We start from the raw sequence: 19,248 nt of genomic DNA, 5'->3' as shown, positions 1-19,248 counted from the left end.
TCGTTCTCCTTATCAGGCCGGAATTTTATCTTGTTGATTCTCGGGCGCGGCGGCGATAAACGCCGGAAGCTGGGTACAGGCATCATAGACCGCCTTACAGCGTGGATATGCGCTCAAATCGCAGCCCATACGTAGCGCGTTCGCCCATTGCGGGATCAGGCAGCAATCCGCCAGCGTCGGCGCATCACCCACGCAGAACGCCCCCGAATGACTCTGGCGCAGCATCTGTTCCACTGCGCTTAACCCTTGCTGGATCCAGTGCGCATACCAGCGTTTTTTATCCTCTTCACTGATCTTTAATTCGTCGCTCAGGTAGCGCAGTACCCGCAGATTATTCACGGGGTGGATATCACAAGCGATGGCATAAACAATTTCCAGCACCCGACTGCGCATCGGGAATTCAGCAGGCAGCAGCGGCGACTGCGGAAAGTGGCCATCCAGCCAGTCGATTATCGCCAGCGATTGTCCAAGCGATTCTCCGTCGTCGGTCACCAGCGTCGGCACCAGCCCCACCGGATTCATCCGCCGGTAGGCCAGCTCGTTCTGCTGACCGATACGAATGTTGACGCCCACCGTCTGGTAATCGAGCCCTTTCAGCGCCAGCGCAATACGCACGCGATATGACGCGGAGCTATTAAAGAAACTGTACAGCTTCATCATCCACCTCAGACAATCTTCACGGCGATGGGGGTTAAACCGTCTACGTTGCCGGTGATCACATCCCCTTTCACTACCGCCCCCACGCCTTCCGGCGTACCGGTGTAGATCAGATCGCCCGGCTGCAGTTCGAAAAATCCGGACAGATAGCTGATGGTTTCATTCACAGACCAGATAAGGTGACGAATATCGCTCCGCTGATGATCGTCGCCGTTAACCTGCAGCCAGATAGGCGCATTGTTAACATCAGCGATTTCACTGGCTTTATGCAGCGGCGCGATGGGCGCAGAGAGATCAAACGCTTTGCCGATTTCCCACGGACGCCCCATCTGGCGCATCTCCATCTGCCTGTCACGACGGGTCATATCCAGACCGGTGGCATAGCCCCAGATATATTCGTGCGCTTTTTCCAGCGGTATATCGCTGCCCTTTTTACCAATCGCCACCACCAGCTCTATCTCGTAGTGATAGTTATCGGTCTGCGACGGGTACGGCAGTTCAAGGGTTTGACCAGCCGCCACCGGAACCACCGCGTCGGCCGGTTTACAGAAGAAGAACGGCGGTTCGCGATCCGGGTCAAAGCCCATTTCACGCGCATGTGCAGCATAGTTGCGCCCCACACAGTAAACGCGGCGCACGGGAAATTGTTCATCACTACCAACCACCGGAACGGTAACAGGCGCTTGTGGTTCGAATACGTATTGCGTCATTTTCTCTCTCCCAAATTAATAGCGTGCTTCACGGAACAACCCCAGCGCTTCCTGAACCGGTCTGTCCGAAAAACTGAATAAGACGGCATCTTCGCTGGCCTGGAACGACACACCGTGCCAGGTCGGTACCACGAAGATATCTTTTGGCGAAAAGTTGAAGGTTTCGTTGCCGATGGTGACCCGCCCGCTTCCTTCCACCACATGGTAGATAGTGCTGTCAGTGGTACGCGCCATCCGTGAAGAAAAGCCCTTCGGCAACAATTGCAGGAAGGTCCCCATTGACGGCATGGGATAACCACCGGTTACCGGGTTCACGTAGCGCATCTTGTAACCATCCCACTCGTCGGCTTCGCCCATGCGGGTCAGGTCATGCAGTGCTTCACGGCTACGATCGTAGCGATAGTTGAAAATGGGCGATGAGTTACCCTTCTGATGACGCAGCGGCAACATGTTGGCCGCATAGCGCGGTAAATAATCCCCTTCCTTGCGCGTGACCGGCTGCTGATCTTCCGGGTAGTCTTCCGCAAAGCCGCAGCCCAGCAGATTCACCAGCGGCAGATCCAGACCGTCCAGCCACACTACCGGTTCGCTGCCTGGGTTGCCGTGATCGTGCCAGCGCCATTGCGGCGTCAGAATAAAATCGCCTTCATGCATCTGGGTGCGCTCGCCATCGACGGCGGTAAATGCCCCTTTCCCTTCGACAATAAAGCGCAGCGCAGACTGATTATGGCGGTGGCTCGGCGCAACCTCGCCCGGCATAATCAACTGTAATCCCGCGTACAGCGTCGGGGTGATTGAAGACTGTCCTCGCAGCATTGGGTTTTCCAGCACCAGCACGCGGCGAATCGCCTCTTTCGCGCCAATCAGATCGCCGCTTTCCAGCAGTAGCGGACGGATCTCCTGATAGTTCCAGTACGCAGGCGCGCAATTCGCGTTCGGCGTTGACGGCACCAGACGGTGCAACGACTCCCACAGCGGGGTCAGATTCTGCCCGGAAATATGCTGGTAAAACTGCTGACGGCTGTTCTTAACATCCTGATTCAGTTCAGACATAGGGATTCTCCTTATTCATTCACGATGCCTGCGCGTGGCAAGGCGTCAGGGACAGAGGCCGACTGGCGAACAACAACCGTCAGCAGCGTAAGCATCACCGCGCTGATGGCCGCCGGAACGGCAATAATGAAAAACAGGTTATCGAATGAGAAATTCATCGCCATCATCACACCGCCGGAAAGCGAACCGACAATCGCGCCGCAGCGGCCAATGGCATTAGACCAGCTGACGCCCGTCGCCCGGCTTTGCGTCGGATAAAGGGTGGCGGTTAACGCATTGAGACCCACCTGAGAACCGCTAATCCCGATGCCGGTGCCAAAAATCGCCAACGCCATCAGCCACAGGCCGTTTTCGCTCAGGCCAATCATGACGATACATACCGCCCCCAGCGCATAGCTCACCGCCAGCACGCGGAAAGGATTGTATTTATCCATCAGTACGCCCAGCGCCAGCGCGCCTAACGTACCGCCAATCTGGAAGGCCGCAGTCACCCAGGAGGCATGTTGCAGGTCGATTCCTCGATGGTTAAGCAACGTTGGCATCCAACTGGAGAGCAGATAAATAATCAGCAGGCTCATAAAGAACACCACCCATAACATCAGGGTAATGGGCAACTGTCGCCCGACGAACAGCTGGCGGATACTGCCTTTGGCAATCGCTGACCCTTCGTTGAGATAAAAATGGGTATCGTCATAACGTTCCCGGGTAATAGCGCTGACAGTTCTGGCAATTACGTTTTGCGGTAGCTGGCGACGAACCTGCCAGCGCGGGGATTCCGGTAGCGCAAACAGCAGGGCGACAAACAGCATGAGCGGCAAAACGCCTCCCAGCACCAGAATGCCGTGCCAACCAACAACCGGCACCAGTTGAGCGCTGACGATGCCGCCCATAGCCGATCCGAGAGTGAAGCCGCAGAACATCATGGTGACCAATGCGCCACGCCGACGGGCAGGCAGGTATTCCGACGTCATGGTGATGGTATTAGGCATCGCGCCGCCCAGACCTAACCCGGTAAGGAAACGCAAAATAACCAGCGTTTGCAGATCGGGCGAAAAAGCAGAGATCAGACTCAGCGCGCCAAACAGCGCCACGCAAAGCTCAATCACCCGTTTACGGCCAAAACGATCGGACAGCGGGCCGCAGAGCAACGCGCCAGCAGTTAGCCCCAGCAGTCCTGCGCCAAAAAGCGGCGCCAGATCCCCAGCGGTCAATTGCCAGTGAGTGCGTATATCGGGTGCGATAAAACCAATCGCCGCGGTATCAAAACCGTCGAGCATGACGACCAAAAAACAGCAAATAATCACGCGCCACTGCGTCTTACCGACGGGGGCGGAATCTATTAGTGCTTGTAGATCACGTTGTTGAGTCATAGTGAATGCCTCAGTGCAGGTAGAGTAGATGTCTGTTTTGTTTTAGGTATGTTGCGACTTTGTATGTTTGGAGATGAAATGTACAATGGCTTTTCATGCAGAGGCATAACCTGGAGGTTATAGCAAATGGCTAACTGGGCACAGAAACTGAAGTTGCACCACCTGCAAACGCTGGTCGCGCTAGGGGAACAGGGAAATTTGACTCACGTCGCCCGAATGATGAATATCACCCAGCCTGCCTTGTCCAAATGGTTATCACAGCTCGAAGATGAGATTGGCATCACGCTCTTTGAACGACATAGCAAAGGCTTACGCCCCTCTGAAGGCGGCAAGCTGTTGCTGCAACATGCTCAACGCCTGATCAATGATATGGAGCGTTCGCAGTACGAAATTGCCCGTTTCAAGCAAGGCGGTCTGGTGGGAAGTCTGAAGATTGGCTGCTCGCCGGTGGCGACCGACTGCGTTTCACAGGCAATACTGGGCTTGCTTACGGAGCTACCCACTCTGCATCTCAATATTGAAGAGAAAGTGATGACCCCGTTACTGCACGATCTGCTGGCGGGTTCAGTGGATGTCGTCGTCGGTCGCGTTGGCGGCCGGGCGCTTCAGCTGCCGCTTAATTACCAGGTGCTCTATACCGAGCCGGTCTGTTTTGTCGCCCGCCCCGATCATCCGCTGGCAAAATATCCCCTGCTCACCTGGAACGATCTTGCTAACTGGCGCTGGATTGTCTGGCCGACAGGCACCCCCATTCGGATTAGCATTGACAACGCGCTGGTCGATAATGGCGTAATGCTGCCGGAAAACACCATTGAATCAGCGTCGATAAACGTCAGCACCAACCTGCTGCAAAGTAGCGACATGGTTTCTATTCTTTCTCTGCGTCTGGCGCAGCGTTATGCCGCCCAGGGACAACTGGCTATCCTGAATCTGCCGAAGATTGAACAAAAAGGCAGCGTAGGCGTATTCTGGCGCAACAATGAAACGCCCACCACCGCCCTGAATCGTTTTTTGTATTACCTGGCACAGGTTTAGCGCGGTCATGTGCGCAATGTTCCGGATGTCTATTTCCTCTATGCTTAGAATTCATGATGTGATCGGTAGCACGTTTTGAAGTTTAATTGTATGATGAATCAGTCTCGTCAAGGGTTTTAATTATGAGCAAATCACTGAACATTATCTGGCAATATTTGCGCGCATTCGTCCTGATCTATGCCTGCCTCTATGCAGGTATTTTTATCGCTTCGCTGCTGCCGATCACGATTCCGGGCAGCATCATCGGCATGCTGATTCTGTTTGTCTTACTGGCATTGCAGGTATTACCGGCAAAATGGGTTAATCCCGGCTGTTATGTCCTGATTCGCTATATGGCCCTGTTATTTGTCCCGATTGGCGTGGGGATCATGCAGTACTTTGATTTGCTCCGCGCACAATTTGGCCCGGTGGTGGTGTCATGCACCATCAGTACGCTGGTTGTTTTCCTCGTGGTGAGCTGGAGCTCGCATCTTGTACACGGTGAACGCAAAATTGTTGGCCAAAAAGGTTCGAAAGAATGATGACATATATCTGGTGGTCGTTGCCCCTGACTCTCGCGGTGTTCTTTGGCGCACGTAAGCTGGCAGCACGCTTTAAAATGCCGCTGCTGAATCCGCTGCTGGTCGCGATGGTGGTGATTATTCCCATTCTGATGCTGACCGGAATTCCCTACGATCACTATTTCAAAGGCAGCGAGGTGCTGAACGATTTATTGCAACCTGCCGTGGTCGCGCTGGCCTATCCGTTATACGAACAGCTGCACCAAATTCGCGCGCGCTGGAAATCGATAATCGCTATCTGCTTTGCCGGGAGTGTCGTGGCGATGGTTACCGGCACAACAATCGCCCTGTTGATGGGCGCCTCACCGGAAATTGCCGCGTCAATCATGCCGAAATCGGTCACCACACCTATCGCGATGGCGGTGGGAGGAAGTATTGGTGGTATTCCGGCCATCAGCGCGGTGTGCGTCATTTTCGTCGGCATTCTCGGGGCGGTATTTGGTCATACTTTACTGAATGCTATGCGCATTCGCACGAAGGCCGCGCGAGGATTGGCAATGGGTACCGCTTCGCACGCCCTGGGAACCGCGCGTTGCGCAGAACTGGATTATCAGGAAGGCGCGTTTAGCTCTCTGGCGCTGGTCATTTGCGGCATTATCACCTCGTTGGTCGCCCCGTTTCTGTTCCCGGTTATTCTGGCAGTGGTCGGCTAACCTTCACTTTTTGGTTATTTATTTGCGATGCGTTGCACATTTTTCATTTAAGTTTCATAAGTTGCACACACAATGAGATTTGGATCACATATAAAGCCGTAACAGGCCCGTAAACTACGATTCCATTACATTGTTATGAGGCATCGCCATGCATCCACGTTTTCAAACTGCTTTTGCCCAACTCGCGGATAACTTGCAATCAGCCCTGGCCCCTGTTCTGGCGGATACGCATTTCCCCGCCATGCTGACTGCTGAGCAGGTCTCTTTGCTGAAACGCGAATCGGGACTGGACGAAGACGCGCTGGCATTCGCTCTGCTGCCGCTGGCTGCGGCCTGCGCACGTACCCCGCTTTCCAACTTCAACGTGGGCGCGATCTCTCGCGGCATTAGCGGCACCTGGTACTTCGGTGGCAACATGGAGTTCCTGGGCGCAACAATGCAGCAAACCGTTCATGCCGAGCAAAGCGCCATCAGCCACGCCTGGCTGCGCGGTGAAAAAGGCCTCGCCGCCATCACCGTTAACTACACCCCTTGCGGCCACTGCCGCCAGTTTATGAACGAACTGAACAGCGGGTTGGATTTACGCATTCATCTGCCTGGGCGCGAACCACACGCACTGCGCGACTATCTCCCGGACGCGTTCGGGCCAAAAGATCTCGACATCAAAACGCTACTGATGGACGACCAGGATCACGGCTTCGCGCTGCAGGGCGACGCCCTGACCCAGGCGGCAATTACCGCCGCCAACAGATGCCATATGCCGTACAGCAAATCGCCAAGCGGCGTGGCGCTCGAGTGTAAAGACGGGCGAATTTTCAGTGGCAGCTATGCTGAAAACGCCGCCTTTAACCCCACCCTCCCACCGCTGCAAGGCGCATTAAACCTGTTGAGTCTGAACGGTTACGACTATCCGGACATTCAACGCGCGGTGCTGGCAGAAAAAGCCGATGCGCCGTTGATCCAGTGGGATGCTACCTCCGCCACCCTGCACGCGCTGGGCTGCAACAATATTGAGCGCGTGCTGCTCAGTTAAATCATAAAGCCCGGTGGCGCTGCGCTAACCGGGTAACAGTGACTAAAATCCCCTCAATCAGACTGCTGTTTCTTGCGCTACGTCTTCCGGTACAGTAGCCTGATTGAAATTCCACCCAAATAACGAGTTTTCTGCATGTTAAAGCGCGTGTTTTACAGCCTGTTAGTCCTGTCAGGCCTGCTGCTGTTGACTGTGCTTGGACTCGACAGATGGATGAGCTGGAAGACTGCCCCCTATATCTACGACGAATTACAGGATTTACCCTACCGCCAGGTCGGTGTGGTCCTGGGTACGGCAAAATACTATCGAACCGGCGTTATCAACCAGTATTACCGCTACCGTATTCAGGGCGCCTTGAACGCCTATAACAGCGGGAAGGTAAACTATCTGTTGCTGAGTGGCGACAACGCGCAGCAAAGCTATAATGAACCCATGACGATGCGTAAGGATCTGATTGCCGCAGGGGTCGATCCGGCTGACATTGTGCTTGATTACGCTGGGTTCCGTACGCTCGACTCCATCGTGCGTACCCGTAAGGTATTCGATACCAACGATTTCATCATTATTACTCAGCGATTCCACTGTGAACGCGCCTTGTTTATTGCGCTGCATATGGGCATTCAGGCCCAGTGCTATGCGGTGCCTTCACCAAAAGATATGCTTACCGTGCGGGTACGCGAATTCGGCGCGCGTTTTGGCGCACTCGCCGATCTCTATATTTTTAAACGTGAACCCCGTTTTTTAGGCCCACTGGTGCCCATCCCTACCATGCATCAGGTACCCGACGATGCGCAGGGGTATCCGGCGGTTACGCCTGAACAATTACTCGAATTACAAAAGAAACAAGGAAAATAAGCATGGATGTACAAACCCTCTTTGTCGTGTTGGCCTTTCTGCTCATTCCTGTGTTTTGTTTCCGTGAGGCCTGGAAAGGCTGGCGCACCGGGGCCGTAGATAAAATTAAGAAGAATACGCGCGAACCGGTATACGCTTATCGCCATCAAGAGCCCCTGCAATTTTGGTCCTATGTGTTGGTTTATGCCGGATGCGGATGTTTATCCTTCGGTATGGTTATTTACTTAATTTTCTATCGATAAAGATATTATTTTTATATTAGCGTTTGAGAATAGCTAATATTATGATAACGGTTACCATTTCAAATTAAGGGATTAATGCTGCCCGCCAGCATTTCCCGCCAACACTCTTCTATTTGTGAATCCTTTCACAGAATACTCTTCCTGCAGTGCTTAGCCTTAAGAATAGCCTTTCGATTTTTATATTTTGTTATTAACGGTTTGCCTTAATTTACTCACGCATTAAGGAAGAAAATATGCCACAACAAAATTATCTGGATGAGCTCACGCCTGCTTTTACGCCATTATTAGCCATAAAAGAGGCTTCTCGCTGTTTATTATGTCACGATGCCCCCTGTAGCCAGGATTGTCCGGCGCAAACTGACCCGGGAAAATTTATTCGCTCCATTTATTTTCGTAATTTGAAGGGTGCAGCCGAAACTATTCGTGAAAATAATGCACTTGGGGCAGTATGCGCCCGGGTATGCCCAACCGAAAAGTTATGCCAACGCGGGTGTACACGCTCAGGCATTGATAAGCCGATTGATATTGCACGTCTGCAACGCTTTATTACCGACTTTGAGCAGCAGACCGCAATGAAAATTTATCAACCCGCCACAAAAACACGGGGCAAGATCGCCATCATTGGCGCAGGCCCGGCAGGATTACAAGCCAGCGTAACGCTGAGCAATCTGGGCTATGACGTCACTATCTATGAAAAGCAGGCCCAACCTGGCGGCTGGTTACGCTATGGCATTCCAGAATTTCGTCTGCCGCATGCTGTTTTAGATAACGAAATTGCTCGTATCGTTGAAATGGGCGTAACCCTCAAATGCAATTGTGAAGTCGGCACCGCCCTTTCCATTGAGCAACTCAAAACAGAATACCGCGCCGTACTGGTTACCGTAGGGATGTCTTACGGTTCAACGTTACCGCTGTTCGAGAAGGCCAATCACGTTGAAATTGCCGTCGATTTTCTGCAACGAGCCCGGCAAACCAGCGGCGATATTACCGTCGCGCAAAGCGCATTGATCATCGGCGGCGGCGATGTCGCAATGGATGTCGCCAGCACGCTGAAACTGCTGGGCTGCCCGTCAGTTACCTGTGTCGCCCGTGAAGAACTGGCCGATTTCCCAGCCAGCGATAAAGAGTTCAGCAGCACACAAGCGTTAGGGGTATCGATTATTGACGGTTTCACGCCTGTGGCGGTTAGCGGAAACCGGGTTACTTTTAAACACGTACGCCTGCCGGGAGAACTGACGCTTGAAGCTGAACATATTATTCTCGCCGTTGGTCAACATGCTCAACTTGAAAATTTCGCCGCGTTAAAGCCACAGCGCAATCTTATCGATACGGATAATTATCAAACCGCCGATCCCGCTTTGTTTGCCGCGGGCGATATTGTAAAAGGCGATAAAACGGTGGTTTACGCCGTGAAAACCGGAAAAGAAGCCGCTCAGGCCATTCATCACTACTTAGAGGGAGCTTGCTCATGTTAACGAAAGATCTTTCTATTACTTTTTGCGGCGTCAAATTCCCCAACCCGTTCTGCCTCTCTTCTTCTCCGGTGGGCAACTGCTATGACATGTGCGCCAAAGCCTATGACACCGGCTGGGGCGGTATTGTCTTTAAAACCATTGGTTTCTTTATTGCGAATGAAGTCTCTCCACGCTTTGACCATCTGACCAAAGAAGATACCGGCTTTGTTGGCTTCAAAAATATGGAGCAAATTGCCGAGCACCCGCTGGAGGAAAATCTGGCCGCTATTCGCCGGCTGAAACAGGACTACCCGGATAACGTGCTGATTGCATCGATCATGGGAGAAAATGAACAGCAGTGGCAGGAGCTGGCACGACTGGTCGAAGAGGCGGGTGCAGACATGATCGAATGCAACTTCTCTTGCCCGCAAATGACCTCACATGCCATGGGTAGCGATGTTGGGCAAAGCCCTGAGCTGGTCGAAAAATATTGTCGGGCAGTTAAACGCGGCTCTTCCCTGCCGATGCTGGCTAAAATGACACCGAATATCGGTGATATGTGTGAGGTTGCGCTGGCGGCAAAACGCGGTGGCGCCGACGGTATCGCAACCATCAATACGGTTAAATCCATTACCAATATCGATCTGAACCGGAAAATTGGGATGCCGGTTGTCAACGGTAAATCCAGTATTTCCGGCTACTCCGGCAAGGCCGTTAAACCTATCGCCCTGCGATTTATTCAGCAACTGCGCATGCACCCTGAACTGCGCGATTTCCCGATTAGCGGCATCGGGGGTATAGAAAACTGGGAAGATGCCGCCGAGTTTTTACTGTTAGGCGCGGCCACGCTGCAGGTAACCACCGGGATAATGCAGTATGGTTATCGGATTGTGGAGGACATGACCAGCGGGCTGTCACATTACCTCGCCGATCAAGGATTTGACTCACTGGAGGAGATGGTGGGCCTTGCCAATGCCAATATCATCCCAGCTGAAGATCTTGACCGTAGCTACATCGTCTACCCAAACATCCATCTCGATAAATGCGTGGGCTGTGGTCGCTGCTACATTTCCTGTTATGACGGCGGGCATCAGGCGATGGAATGGAATGAGGAAACCCGAACCCCACACTGCGACACGGAAAAATGTGTGGGATGCTTGCTGTGCGGCCACGTTTGCCCGGTCGCCTGTATCGACCTGGGTGAAGTAAAATTTAAACCCGGAGAGAAAGAGCACGCGCTAACATTATAACGCGGACAAAAAAGGCCGATGCAGATTGCGCTGCACCGGCCTTTTGGCGTTTTATCGTTACTTCTTACGCGCGTACTTCAGGGAGTCCAGCGCCACCGCGAAGATGATGATGCCGCCCTTAATAATGTACTGCCAGTATGGGTTAACGCCGATGTAAGTCAGCCCGTAGTTGATGACGGTAAAGATAATCACACCGGTCACCACGCCGAAGACGGTTCCTACCCCACCGCTAAACGAGACGCCGCCAACCACGCACGCCGCAATCGCATCCAGCTCATACATAAAACCGAGGTTGTTGGTCGCCGAGCCGATACGTCCCGCTTCCAGCAAACCACCGAAGGCATAGAACACACCAGACAACGCATAGATAATCAGCAGGTTCAGCGCGACGTTCACGCCAGACACTTTCGCCGCCTCTGGGTTACCGCCGATAGCAAAAATGTTTTTACCGAAGCGGGTCTTGTTCCACAGCACCCACACAAAGGCCACGGCAATCAGCGCATAGAAGGTGATATAAGAGAGTCGGAAACTGCCCAGCGCGATAAAGCCCTGCGCAAAGGTAGAGAATCCGCTGTCAAAGCCAGAAATTGGCGATGCGCCGACAAAATCATAGTACAGGGAGTTGATCCCGTAGACGATGATCATCGTACCCAAGGTGGTAATAAACGGCGTCACGTTCAGATACGCGATGATGATACCGTTCACCAGACCGATAATCGCGCCGATGACGCAAACAATCAGTACCACCACGATGATCGGCATCGTCGCCATTTCCGGGAATACCTTGTTGGCGTTATCCATCGATTGCAGTAAGGTTGCCGCCACCACTGCCGCCAGACCAACCTGACGCCCTGCCGACAGGTCTGTCCCTTGCGTTACAATCAGTCCGGCAACACCCAATGCGATAATAATACGCACTGAGGATTGCGTCAGAATATTACTCAGGTTGAGTAAACTTAAGAAAGTGGGATCCTGGAAAATAATAATTGCCAGCAAAACCAAAAGAACAACGTATATTCCGCCTTCTTTCAGATAAGTAAGAAAACTTTTCTTATTTAACGCACTCATGAGGAGCCCCTAATCTTAAAGGTGCAAAGACGCAAGACGGAGGATTTCGTTTTGCGTTGTCGTTTTAGTGTCAACAATTCCGGCAACGAGACCATTGCTCATCACCAGAATACGATCGGTAATACCCAGCAGCTCCGGCATTTCAGAGGAAATAATAATAATCCCCTTATCTTTTTTCGCGAGTTCGGCTATCAACTGATAAATTTCAAATTTTGCGCCGACATCGATACCACGTGTTGGTTCATCCAGCATCAGGATTTCTGGCTGCGTTAATAGCCAACGGCCAATAACCACCTTTTGCTGATTCCCTCCGGAAAGTGAACCGATTTGCGTACGATGGCCCGGCGTTTTCACCCTCATAGAGTCAATCACCCACTGGGTATCGCTCTTCATGCGGGAATTATCCAGCAGACCGACTTTATTTTTATAGTTTTGGATATTGGAGATTAACGAGTTAAAACCAATGTCCAGATACGCATAAATACCGGTTGAGCGGCGCTCTTCCGTGACCAGTGCAAAGCCATGGTTGATGGCTTCATTGGCGCTGTGGTTATTAATTTTTTTGCCGTGTAACGTAATCGTACCCGATGATTTCTCACGAATACCAAAAAGCGTTTCAACGATATCAGTGCGTTTTGCGCCTACCAGACCGGCAATCCCGAGGATTTCCCCTTTGTGCAAATCAAACGAGACATCACGAATCGACGGCTGACGCAATGAGGTCAGGTTACGCACTTGCAGTATCACTTCACCAGGCTTGTTTTCTTTATCGGGAAAACGTTGGTTCAGCGAACGTCCAACCATCATGGCGATGATCTTGTCCATATCCAGCCCTTCCAGCGGCTGGGTTGCGATCCACTGCCCGTCGCGCAGCACGGTAATTTCATCACACAGCTGGAAAATTTCTTCCATTTTGTGAGAAATATAAACGATACCGCATCCACGCTCTTTCAGCTTACGAATAATGGTGAACAGATGATTAACTTCTTTCTCGGTTAACGATGACGTCGGCTCATCCATGATGACGATTTTGGCATCGTAGGAGAAGGCTTTGGCAATTTCGATCATCTGCATTTGTGAAACGGATAATGTACCGACGCGCGCCCGCGGATCGATATCAATATCCAGCTCATCAAATATCGCTTTGGTATCACGGTACATTTTTTCCTGATCGACAAACATACCTTTGGTGGGATAGCGCCCCAACCACATGTTATCCATCACGGAACGTTGTAATACCAGGTTTAATTCCTGGTGGACCATCGAAATACCATTTTCAAGCGCTTCTTTCGCCGAATGAAAATCGATTTCTTTACCCTGAAATAAAATACTACCGGAATCTTTTTGATAGATGCCGAAAAGACATTTCAATAATGTGGATTTCCCCGCGCCGTTCTCGCCCATTAAGGCGTGAATTGAATGCGGGCGGACCTTTAAATTAACGTTATCAAGAGCCTTAACGCCGGGGAAAGACTTGTTAATGCCGGTCATTTCCAACAAGTATTCGCCTGACGACTGAGTATGTGTGCTGACCATAAATATACCTTGTTGGCCTTGCAAAGCGCGTTATTAAGGGCGCAATGACATTGCGCCCATAGACGGAGATTTATTTATTAGTGAACTCAGCCAGATTATCTTTATCGACACCAACGTACGGAACGCGAACAATTTTGTTGTCAATTTTCCAGTTAGTGCCGTCTGCTGCGCCTTTGCCATCAGCCAGGTTTTTCGCCAAATCGAAGGTCGCTTTCGCCTGGTTGTTGGCATCGTTCAGCACGGTACCGGCCATGGCGCCGGATTTCACCAGGGCCAGCGCTTCAGGCAGCGCATCCACGCCAAACACCGGTACGCTGGTTTTGTTGTGCGCTTTCAGTGCTTCAACTGCGCCCATCGCCATCGCATCGTTGTTGGCGATAACCACTTCAATTTTGTTAGCGTTCGGACCGGACATCCACGCATCCATCTTATCTTTCGCCTGAGCGGTATCCCACATCGCGGTATCTAACTGCAGTTGCTCAGTTTTAATGCCCTTGTCGTTCAGCTCTTTGATCACGTAAGTGGTACGCGCTTCAGCATCCGGGTGTCCCGGTTCGCCTTTCAGCAGAACAAACTGGATTTTACCGTCTTTATTCAGATCCCAGTTCGGGTTAGCAGCCCAGTGTTTAGCAATCAAGTCACCCTGAATAATGCCAGACTCTTTAGAGTCAGTACCGACGTAATACGCTTTGTCATAGCTGTCCAGCGCTTTACGAGAAGGTTCTTTGTTGAAGAACACGATCGGCACGTTCTGACCGCGTGCTTTTTCAATTACCGTGCCTGCAGCTGCCGGGTCAACCAGGTTAATCGCCAGTGCTTTAACGCCTTTTGCCAGCAATACGTCGATCTGGTCGTTTTGTTTGGACTGGTCGTTCTGCGAGTCATTCATCAGCAACTGTACGTCAGGCGCCGCTTTGGCATCCTTTTCAATAGCCTTACGTACCACAGACATAAAGTTATCGTCGTACTTATAAATCGTCACACCAATGCGGGTATCAGCAGCGTGCGCAGCCGCGCCGAATAACATGCTTGCCATTACAGCAGACAGGGTCAACACCTTCTTATTCATGGTATCTCCGGTTTTATTATGCAGGGTAGTACTTGAGATAAATGCTCGGCAGGCAGAACGTTACTAAAGTGTTACTGAACGCCGAAGCTCACTTTTAAAAATAATTCTTCCGTGCCTGGCAACGCTCCAAAAACTGGCTTTAATTTTTGTTTAAGGCACCAATACCTCGATGAAAGTGATTATTCACCGTTACATAGTAGTTACAGCGCAACAAACAGTGTCATCATAGCTATCGCATTGTTAATATACTGTGAATTTACTCACATATTGAAAGCGGTTACATAGTTCGACTTTATGAGTTAGTGATCGGTGCCGCATTCTGCCGCAATGCCACAGAATGACGACGCACCAGTGTCGGCATAAAGCAATGCGACGCCGCAGGATCTAACGTGCCCGCCGCGCCTTGCAGCGCAAGCTCCGTCGCCATTTTTGCCATTGAGGCGATGGGATAGCGTACGGTTGTCAGTTGCGGATCGGTGTAACGCGCAATGGGAATATCATCAAAGCCAATGATAGAAAGATGTAATGGGATGGCGATGCCGTTGTCTTTTAACGCGGTCAGTGCGCCCGCTGCCATGTTGTCGTTGTAGGCGAAGACCGCCGTCAGTTGCAAATTGCGCCCCAGCAGCTCCACCATGGCAGACTCTCCGCCCTGCATATCGGGCGAACCGGTACCGATCCAGCTTTCCGCCGCATCAATTCCTTGTTCTTTCAGGGCCGATAACCACCCTTCTTTGCGCATCGCATCATCTTCAATACGGTGGCTTGATGCCAGGTAACCAATGCGTTGATGACCATTATTCAGCAGCATGCGGGTCGCCATTTTGGCGCCGCTGATATTATCCAGGCAGACGCAACGGTGGGCGTAACCCGGAACAAGGCGATTGATCAGCACCATGCCAGGGATCTGATCCATAAACTCTGCCAGTTCCCGATCGCTGAGCGCTTTAGAGTGAACAATCAGAGCGTTACAGCGTTGGCGAATCAAAACCTCGATAGCATGGCGTTCTTTTTCAGCCTCATGATAGCTATTGCCAATCAGGACATATTTCTGATGCTGCTGGGCAACCATATCGACAGCTTTAACCAGCGCGCCAAAAAATGCATCTGACACATCCATCACCACCACACCAATGGTGTCACTTACCTGTGTCGCCAGCGCCTGCGCATTGGCGTTAGGTCGATAGCCTAACTGAGTGACTGCTTTCATCACCGCTTCACGCGTGTCGGGACTCACCAGCGCACTGTTGTTCAGTACGCGGGAAACGGTCGCTACAGATACGCCAGACTGTCGTGCCACATCACGGATGGTTACCATATTCACTGCCCTGTTTTAGATTGCGGTTAGCCACAGACACCCCAGGCTGGGTATTTTGTCAGCACAATGAAACGGACTGCGTGAGTGATGTCACAGGAATGAAAGCGCTTACATCCATTTTGTTAATGAATGTGATCCAGATCGTTATCTGGATGTACGTGGTAATGATGTCCCTGAAGCACGCAGGGTTAATTGACGCCACAGCCACTCTACCGGGCCCTGCCGGTAAAAACGCAGCCAAATGACGGAGAACAGAAGATTAACGGCCCAGACAGGAATGACGAAACAGAGCAGCTCCAGCCGATCGAATTTCATAAACAAGCCGAATTGATAAAACAGCGTGGTGCAAATTAAGGTTTGCAACAGATAGTTAGTTAACGCCATACGTCCCACGCAGGCGATGGCAATCACCCACTTTAAGCGGCTCAGCTGTGGCCAGAAGCCAAACATCAGGGCGGCGTAGCCGATAGTCTGCAACGGCGCGCCCAGCTCGCGCGGAGCTTGTAACAGGAAAGCACACCAGCGGTAGGCCCACTCCAAATGCCACTGAATGATAATAGCAGGCAGGTTAATCGCCATGCCAATAATGACCAACAGTACGCCGGTACGTCGATAATGCTGCAAACTGTACTGCCCTTTCAGCCAGCCGCTGCGCATTAATGCTGCGCCAAGCAGCATCATCCCAGCCAGTTGCCAGCCGTACTGCGCGCCCAGTGCCAGCAAGCTATTGGACATCATATCCACGCGATTGCTGACCGCTTCCAGACCGCCATTCACTTTCCAGTATTTTTCATATAGCAAAGCTGAGGCATCCGGCGTCCAGGCCCGACTGGTTTCCCCGCCGGAGATAACGCCCAGCAGCAACAGTACGCCAATCCCCACCAGATAAAGCAGGACGCCGGTGTTAAACAGGCTTTTTACCGAAGGGGCATCGCGAATCAACCGCCAGCAAATCAGACCAATTAAGCCATACGCCAACAGGATATCGCCGTCCCAGAAGAGTAAACCGTGAATAAAACCCAACAGCACCAGTAGCGTAAGCCGCGACTGGATCCAGCGTTTGCCGCGCGGGAGCAGCATTTGCAGCCCTGCCCCAAACAGCAATGCAAACAGCGTGAGAAACTTGACCTGTGCGAAGAGATCAAGCACCGCCCAGCTCCAGGCGTCGGATAAGGTGATATTGCCATACCAGGCGGGATTGAGATATGCCGCCTTTGGCAGGCCAAAGGCGTTAATATTGAGAAGCAGGATGCCAAGAATGGCGACGCCACGAATAAAATCCAGCGTGACATTACGCTCCATGGCCCCTGCCCTAATCAGTTGTGATGACGTACTGCGCGCAGGAATTCCTGACGCGTGTTCTGGCTGGACTTAAACAATCCGCCCAGAGAAGTGGTGGTGGTCGCGCTGGTCGCATCGCGAATACCGCGCGCTTTCACGCAGTAATGCACCGCATCAATCGACACCGCAACATTATTCGTCCCAAGCAGCGTTTGCAGCGCGGTGAGAATTTGCTGGGTCAGACGTTCCTGCACCTGCGGACGCTGCGCGAAGAACTGCACAATGCGGTTGATCTTCGACAGGCCAATGACTGAATCTTTCGGGATATACGCCACCGTCGCTTTACCATCGATAGTGACAAAGTGATGCTCGCAGGTGCTGGTCAGCGTGATATCGCGGACCGTAACCATCTCGTCCACCTTCATTTTGTTTTCAATGACGGTGATTTTCGGGAAGTTGGCGTAATCGAGACCGGAGAAAATCTCATCGACATACATTTTCGCAATGCGATGCGGAGTTTCCATCAAACTGTCATCGCTCAAATCGAGATTGAGCAATTGCATAATCTCGGTCATATGGCCTGAGATAAGACGTTTGCGCGTTTCGTTATCCATCTCCTGCACGGGCGGGCGTAGTGGTGTTTCGAGACCACGCGCGACCAGCGCTTCATGAACCAAAGCCGCTTCTTTACTGAGTGATGACATTTCTTTTTCTCCTGCAGGTGTGGCGCCTCTGCCCTGCATGGGGCAAAGTTTTTAGGCTGTGTCACAGCCAGAACATTGTGCGTGAGGCGGCGCACATAATCCAGTATTCACCGCGATAATTATTGAAATTGGCACAGCCTTTCAGCGTATCAAATTCACGTAGCGTTCAGCCCGGCGATGTTGAGTGTTAATGTAAAGTTATATAGATGATGAAGTATGTTTGCCCAATGCGGAAGTGAAAGTTACTCACAGTGCAATGAATAATCTGTATTATGATGAATTCGCAAACATATTCAGGTTCAACACAACAAGGAGCCACGCATGGAAATGCTTGAAGAGCACCGCTGTTTTGAAGGCTGGCAGCAACGCTGGCGTCACGACTCCGCCACGTTAAATTGCGCTATGACTTTCAGCATCTTTCTTCCCCCGCCTCGTGAGAATACCCCGCCTCCGGTGCTGTACTGGTTGTCGGGCCTGACCTGCAATGACGAAAACTTCACCACCAAAGCGGGTGCGCAACGTGTGGCGGCTGAGCTGGGTATTGTGCTGGTGATGCCGGATACCAGTCCACGCGGCGATCAAGTAGCCAACGATGATGGCTACGATTTAGGCCAGGGGGCTGGGTTTTACCTCAATGCCACCCAGCAACCGTGGGCAAGCCATTTTCGCATGTATGACTATCTGCGTGATGAGCTTCCGGCACTGATCCAGTCGCAGTTTAACGTCAGCGATCGTTGCGCCATCAGCGGACATTCCATGGGTGGTCACGGGGCGTTGATTATGGCGCTGAAAAATCCGGGGAAATACACCAGCATCTCCGCTTTTGCCCCCATCGTTAACCCTTGCCGCGTTCCGTGGGGCGAGAAGGCTTTTAGCGCTTATCTGGGTGAAGATAAATCGCTGTGGGCCGAATGGGATAGCTGCGCGTTAATGTTGACCAGCAGGCCCGAAGATGCGATTCCGACGCTTATCGATCAAGGGGACAACGATCAGTTTCTTGCCGATCAGTTGCAGCCCGCGGTACTGGCCGAAACGGCACGTCAGACCGCATGGCCGATGACGTTACGCATCCAGCCGGGTTACGATCACAGCTATTACTTTATTGCGTCGTTTATTGAGGATCACCTGCGCTTCCATGCGCAATATTTACTGAAGTAACGCCTGAGTGAGGGCGAAAGCCCTCTTCATTTCGCCATCATCCCTTCACTTTTTCTCCATTTTTCTTTTTCACTTATCTTATTGATTTAATAATAATTTCCCCTTAAACCACATCAAACACAAATGATTTCGATTATCATTTGTGTTTACAAAAATTCATACTTTTGTACAATCCATTCGCTTCTTTACTGAAAAGAGTCCTTAAAAGACAAATACATACAATTGTCATGGCCTTTCACATG

The 19,248-nt window shown here is 51.7% G+C and carries 19 protein-coding genes; 9 read left to right on the top strand and 10 right to left on the bottom strand.

Annotation, left to right across the window (positions count from 1 at the left end; all coding sequences use genetic code 11):
- Positions 1 to 12: 12 nt before the first annotated feature.
- Genes maiA through ICA20_RS08785 form a run of 4 tightly spaced genes read right to left on the bottom strand, consistent with a single transcriptional unit; the run spans position 13 to position 3,790 of the window.
- Positions 13 to 657: a maleylacetoacetate isomerase gene (maiA, locus tag ICA20_RS08800; RefSeq protein ID WP_038641966.1), complete on the bottom strand. Its 645-nt coding sequence runs from the start codon at positions 655 to 657 to the stop codon at positions 13 to 15.
- A gap of 8 nt (positions 658 to 665) precedes the next feature.
- Entirely contained in the window at positions 666 to 1,367 is a 702-nt protein-coding gene (locus tag ICA20_RS08795) for a fumarylacetoacetate hydrolase family protein (protein WP_038641969.1), read from the bottom strand.
- Positions 1,368 to 1,382: 15 nt separating this feature from the next.
- The gene (gene gtdA / locus ICA20_RS08790) at positions 1,383 to 2,420 is read right to left on the bottom strand and encodes a gentisate 1,2-dioxygenase (RefSeq protein WP_038641971.1); all 1,038 of its coding nucleotides are present in this window, start codon (positions 2,418 to 2,420) and stop codon (positions 1,383 to 1,385) included.
- Positions 2,421 to 2,431: 11 nt separating this feature from the next.
- Positions 2,432 to 3,790 carry an aromatic acid/H+ symport family MFS transporter gene (locus ICA20_RS08785; protein WP_038641973.1) on the bottom strand — a complete coding sequence of 453 codons (1,359 nt, stop codon included), beginning with the start codon at positions 3,788 to 3,790 and terminating at the stop codon, positions 2,432 to 2,434.
- Positions 3,791 to 3,916: 126 nt separating this feature from the next.
- Between ICA20_RS08785 and ICA20_RS08780 the strand changes: the two genes are divergently transcribed.
- From ICA20_RS08780 to preA, 8 genes are all read left to right on the top strand, one after another.
- Entirely contained in the window at positions 3,917 to 4,825 is a 909-nt protein-coding gene (locus ICA20_RS08780) for a LysR substrate-binding domain-containing protein (RefSeq protein WP_042307328.1), read from the top strand.
- Between the two features lie 122 nt (positions 4,826 to 4,947).
- Positions 4,948 to 5,346 (top strand): CidA/LrgA family protein, encoded by a 399-nt coding sequence (locus tag ICA20_RS08775; protein WP_038641975.1) that lies wholly within the window; start codon positions 4,948 to 4,950, stop codon positions 5,344 to 5,346.
- Positions 5,343 to 6,038 (top strand): CidB/LrgB family autolysis modulator, encoded by a 696-nt coding sequence (locus ICA20_RS08770; protein ID WP_038641977.1) that lies wholly within the window; start codon positions 5,343 to 5,345, stop codon positions 6,036 to 6,038. The genes ICA20_RS08775 and ICA20_RS08770 overlap by 4 nt, the downstream gene beginning before the upstream one ends.
- A gap of 148 nt (positions 6,039 to 6,186) precedes the next feature.
- Complete coding sequence (gene cdd, locus ICA20_RS08765) at positions 6,187 to 7,071, top strand: cytidine deaminase (protein WP_038641979.1); 885 nt, start codon at positions 6,187 to 6,189, stop codon at positions 7,069 to 7,071.
- 135 nt (positions 7,072 to 7,206) lie between these two features.
- Complete coding sequence (sanA, locus tag ICA20_RS08760) at positions 7,207 to 7,926, top strand: outer membrane permeability protein SanA (protein ID WP_038641981.1); 720 nt, start codon at positions 7,207 to 7,209, stop codon at positions 7,924 to 7,926.
- 2 nt (positions 7,927 to 7,928) lie between these two features.
- A complete protein-coding gene (locus tag ICA20_RS08755; protein WP_038641982.1) occupies positions 7,929 to 8,168 on the top strand; it encodes a DUF2542 family protein in 240 nt (79 codons plus the stop codon).
- Between the two features lie 233 nt (positions 8,169 to 8,401).
- Positions 8,402 to 9,643 (top strand): NAD(P)-dependent oxidoreductase, encoded by a 1,242-nt coding sequence (locus tag ICA20_RS08750; RefSeq protein WP_038641985.1) that lies wholly within the window; start codon positions 8,402 to 8,404, stop codon positions 9,641 to 9,643.
- Positions 9,637 to 10,872: an NAD-dependent dihydropyrimidine dehydrogenase subunit PreA gene (preA, locus tag ICA20_RS08745; protein ID WP_038641987.1), complete on the top strand. Its 1,236-nt coding sequence runs from the start codon at positions 9,637 to 9,639 to the stop codon at positions 10,870 to 10,872. The genes ICA20_RS08750 and preA overlap by 7 nt, the downstream gene beginning before the upstream one ends.
- Before the next feature lie 57 nt (positions 10,873 to 10,929).
- Here the strand turns inward: preA and mglC are convergent, their stop codons facing one another.
- The 6 genes from mglC to folE all read right to left on the bottom strand — a co-directional run bounded on the left by mglC (position 10,930) and on the right by folE (position 17,848).
- Complete coding sequence (gene mglC, locus ICA20_RS08740) at positions 10,930 to 11,940, bottom strand: galactose/methyl galactoside ABC transporter permease MglC (protein WP_006683806.1); 1,011 nt, start codon at positions 11,938 to 11,940, stop codon at positions 10,930 to 10,932.
- A 15-nt stretch (positions 11,941 to 11,955) separates the two neighbouring features.
- Entirely contained in the window at positions 11,956 to 13,476 is a 1,521-nt protein-coding gene (gene mglA, locus ICA20_RS08735) for a galactose/methyl galactoside ABC transporter ATP-binding protein MglA (protein ID WP_005129207.1), read from the bottom strand.
- Positions 13,477 to 13,546: 70 nt separating this feature from the next.
- Positions 13,547 to 14,545: a galactose/glucose ABC transporter substrate-binding protein MglB gene (gene mglB, locus ICA20_RS08730; RefSeq protein ID WP_006683804.1), complete on the bottom strand. Its 999-nt coding sequence runs from the start codon at positions 14,543 to 14,545 to the stop codon at positions 13,547 to 13,549.
- A gap of 292 nt (positions 14,546 to 14,837) precedes the next feature.
- Positions 14,838 to 15,863 (bottom strand): HTH-type transcriptional regulator GalS, encoded by a 1,026-nt coding sequence (gene galS / locus ICA20_RS08725; RefSeq protein ID WP_038641992.1) that lies wholly within the window; start codon positions 15,861 to 15,863, stop codon positions 14,838 to 14,840.
- Between the two features lie 144 nt (positions 15,864 to 16,007).
- On the bottom strand, positions 16,008 to 17,165 hold the full coding sequence (yeiB, locus tag ICA20_RS08720) for a DUF418 domain-containing protein YeiB (protein WP_038641994.1): 1,158 nt from the start codon (positions 17,163 to 17,165) through the stop codon (positions 16,008 to 16,010).
- A gap of 14 nt (positions 17,166 to 17,179) precedes the next feature.
- The gene (gene folE / locus ICA20_RS08715; RefSeq protein ID WP_003027410.1) at positions 17,180 to 17,848 is read right to left on the bottom strand and encodes a GTP cyclohydrolase I FolE; all 669 of its coding nucleotides are present in this window, start codon (positions 17,846 to 17,848) and stop codon (positions 17,180 to 17,182) included.
- A 321-nt stretch (positions 17,849 to 18,169) separates the two neighbouring features.
- Here folE and fghA point away from each other — a divergent pair, with 321 nt between their 5' ends.
- The gene (gene fghA / locus ICA20_RS08710) at positions 18,170 to 19,006 is read left to right on the top strand and encodes an S-formylglutathione hydrolase (RefSeq protein WP_038641997.1); all 837 of its coding nucleotides are present in this window, start codon (positions 18,170 to 18,172) and stop codon (positions 19,004 to 19,006) included.
- The last annotated feature ends 242 nt before the right edge of the window (positions 19,007 to 19,248 follow it).

It is taken from the genome of Citrobacter sp. C5_2 (genome assembly GCF_014596845.2).
GTDB lineage: Bacteria > Pseudomonadota > Gammaproteobacteria > Enterobacterales > Enterobacteriaceae > Citrobacter > Citrobacter werkmanii.
The sequence above is the reverse complement of the archived record's forward strand: the minus strand, read 5'-3'. Positions and strand labels throughout refer to the sequence as shown.

What these genes read in the sequence shown, in the direction of transcription:
- maiA (WP_038641966.1), bottom strand. Translation starts at nt 657, where the DNA reads ATGAAGCTGTACAGTTTCTTTAATAGCTCCGCGTCATATCGCGTGCGT.
- ICA20_RS08795 (WP_038641969.1), bottom strand. Translation starts at nt 1,367, where the DNA reads ATGACGCAATACGTATTCGAACCACAAGCGCCTGTTACCGTTCCGGTG.
- gtdA (WP_038641971.1), bottom strand. Translation starts at nt 2,420, where the DNA reads ATGTCTGAACTGAATCAGGATGTTAAGAACAGCCGTCAGCAGTTTTAC.
- ICA20_RS08785 (WP_038641973.1), bottom strand. Translation starts at nt 3,790, where the DNA reads ATGACTCAACAACGTGATCTACAAGCACTAATAGATTCCGCCCCCGTC.
- ICA20_RS08780 (WP_042307328.1), top strand. Translation starts at nt 3,917, where the DNA reads ATGGCTAACTGGGCACAGAAACTGAAGTTGCACCACCTGCAAACGCTG.
- ICA20_RS08775 (WP_038641975.1), top strand. Translation starts at nt 4,948, where the DNA reads ATGAGCAAATCACTGAACATTATCTGGCAATATTTGCGCGCATTCGTC.
- ICA20_RS08770 (WP_038641977.1), top strand. Translation starts at nt 5,343, where the DNA reads ATGATGACATATATCTGGTGGTCGTTGCCCCTGACTCTCGCGGTGTTC.
- cdd (WP_038641979.1), top strand. Translation starts at nt 6,187, where the DNA reads ATGCATCCACGTTTTCAAACTGCTTTTGCCCAACTCGCGGATAACTTG.
- sanA (WP_038641981.1), top strand. Translation starts at nt 7,207, where the DNA reads ATGTTAAAGCGCGTGTTTTACAGCCTGTTAGTCCTGTCAGGCCTGCTG.
- ICA20_RS08755 (WP_038641982.1), top strand. Translation starts at nt 7,929, where the DNA reads ATGGATGTACAAACCCTCTTTGTCGTGTTGGCCTTTCTGCTCATTCCT.
- ICA20_RS08750 (WP_038641985.1), top strand. Translation starts at nt 8,402, where the DNA reads ATGCCACAACAAAATTATCTGGATGAGCTCACGCCTGCTTTTACGCCA.
- preA (WP_038641987.1), top strand. Translation starts at nt 9,637, where the DNA reads ATGTTAACGAAAGATCTTTCTATTACTTTTTGCGGCGTCAAATTCCCC.
- mglC (WP_006683806.1), bottom strand. Translation starts at nt 11,940, where the DNA reads ATGAGTGCGTTAAATAAGAAAAGTTTTCTTACTTATCTGAAAGAAGGC.
- mglA (WP_005129207.1), bottom strand. Translation starts at nt 13,476, where the DNA reads ATGGTCAGCACACATACTCAGTCGTCAGGCGAATACTTGTTGGAAATG.
- mglB (WP_006683804.1), bottom strand. Translation starts at nt 14,545, where the DNA reads ATGAATAAGAAGGTGTTGACCCTGTCTGCTGTAATGGCAAGCATGTTA.
- galS (WP_038641992.1), bottom strand. Translation starts at nt 15,863, where the DNA reads ATGGTAACCATCCGTGATGTGGCACGACAGTCTGGCGTATCTGTAGCG.
- yeiB (WP_038641994.1), bottom strand. Translation starts at nt 17,165, where the DNA reads ATGGAGCGTAATGTCACGCTGGATTTTATTCGTGGCGTCGCCATTCTT.
- folE (WP_003027410.1), bottom strand. Translation starts at nt 17,848, where the DNA reads ATGTCATCACTCAGTAAAGAAGCGGCTTTGGTTCATGAAGCGCTGGTC.
- fghA (WP_038641997.1), top strand. Translation starts at nt 18,170, where the DNA reads ATGGAAATGCTTGAAGAGCACCGCTGTTTTGAAGGCTGGCAGCAACGC.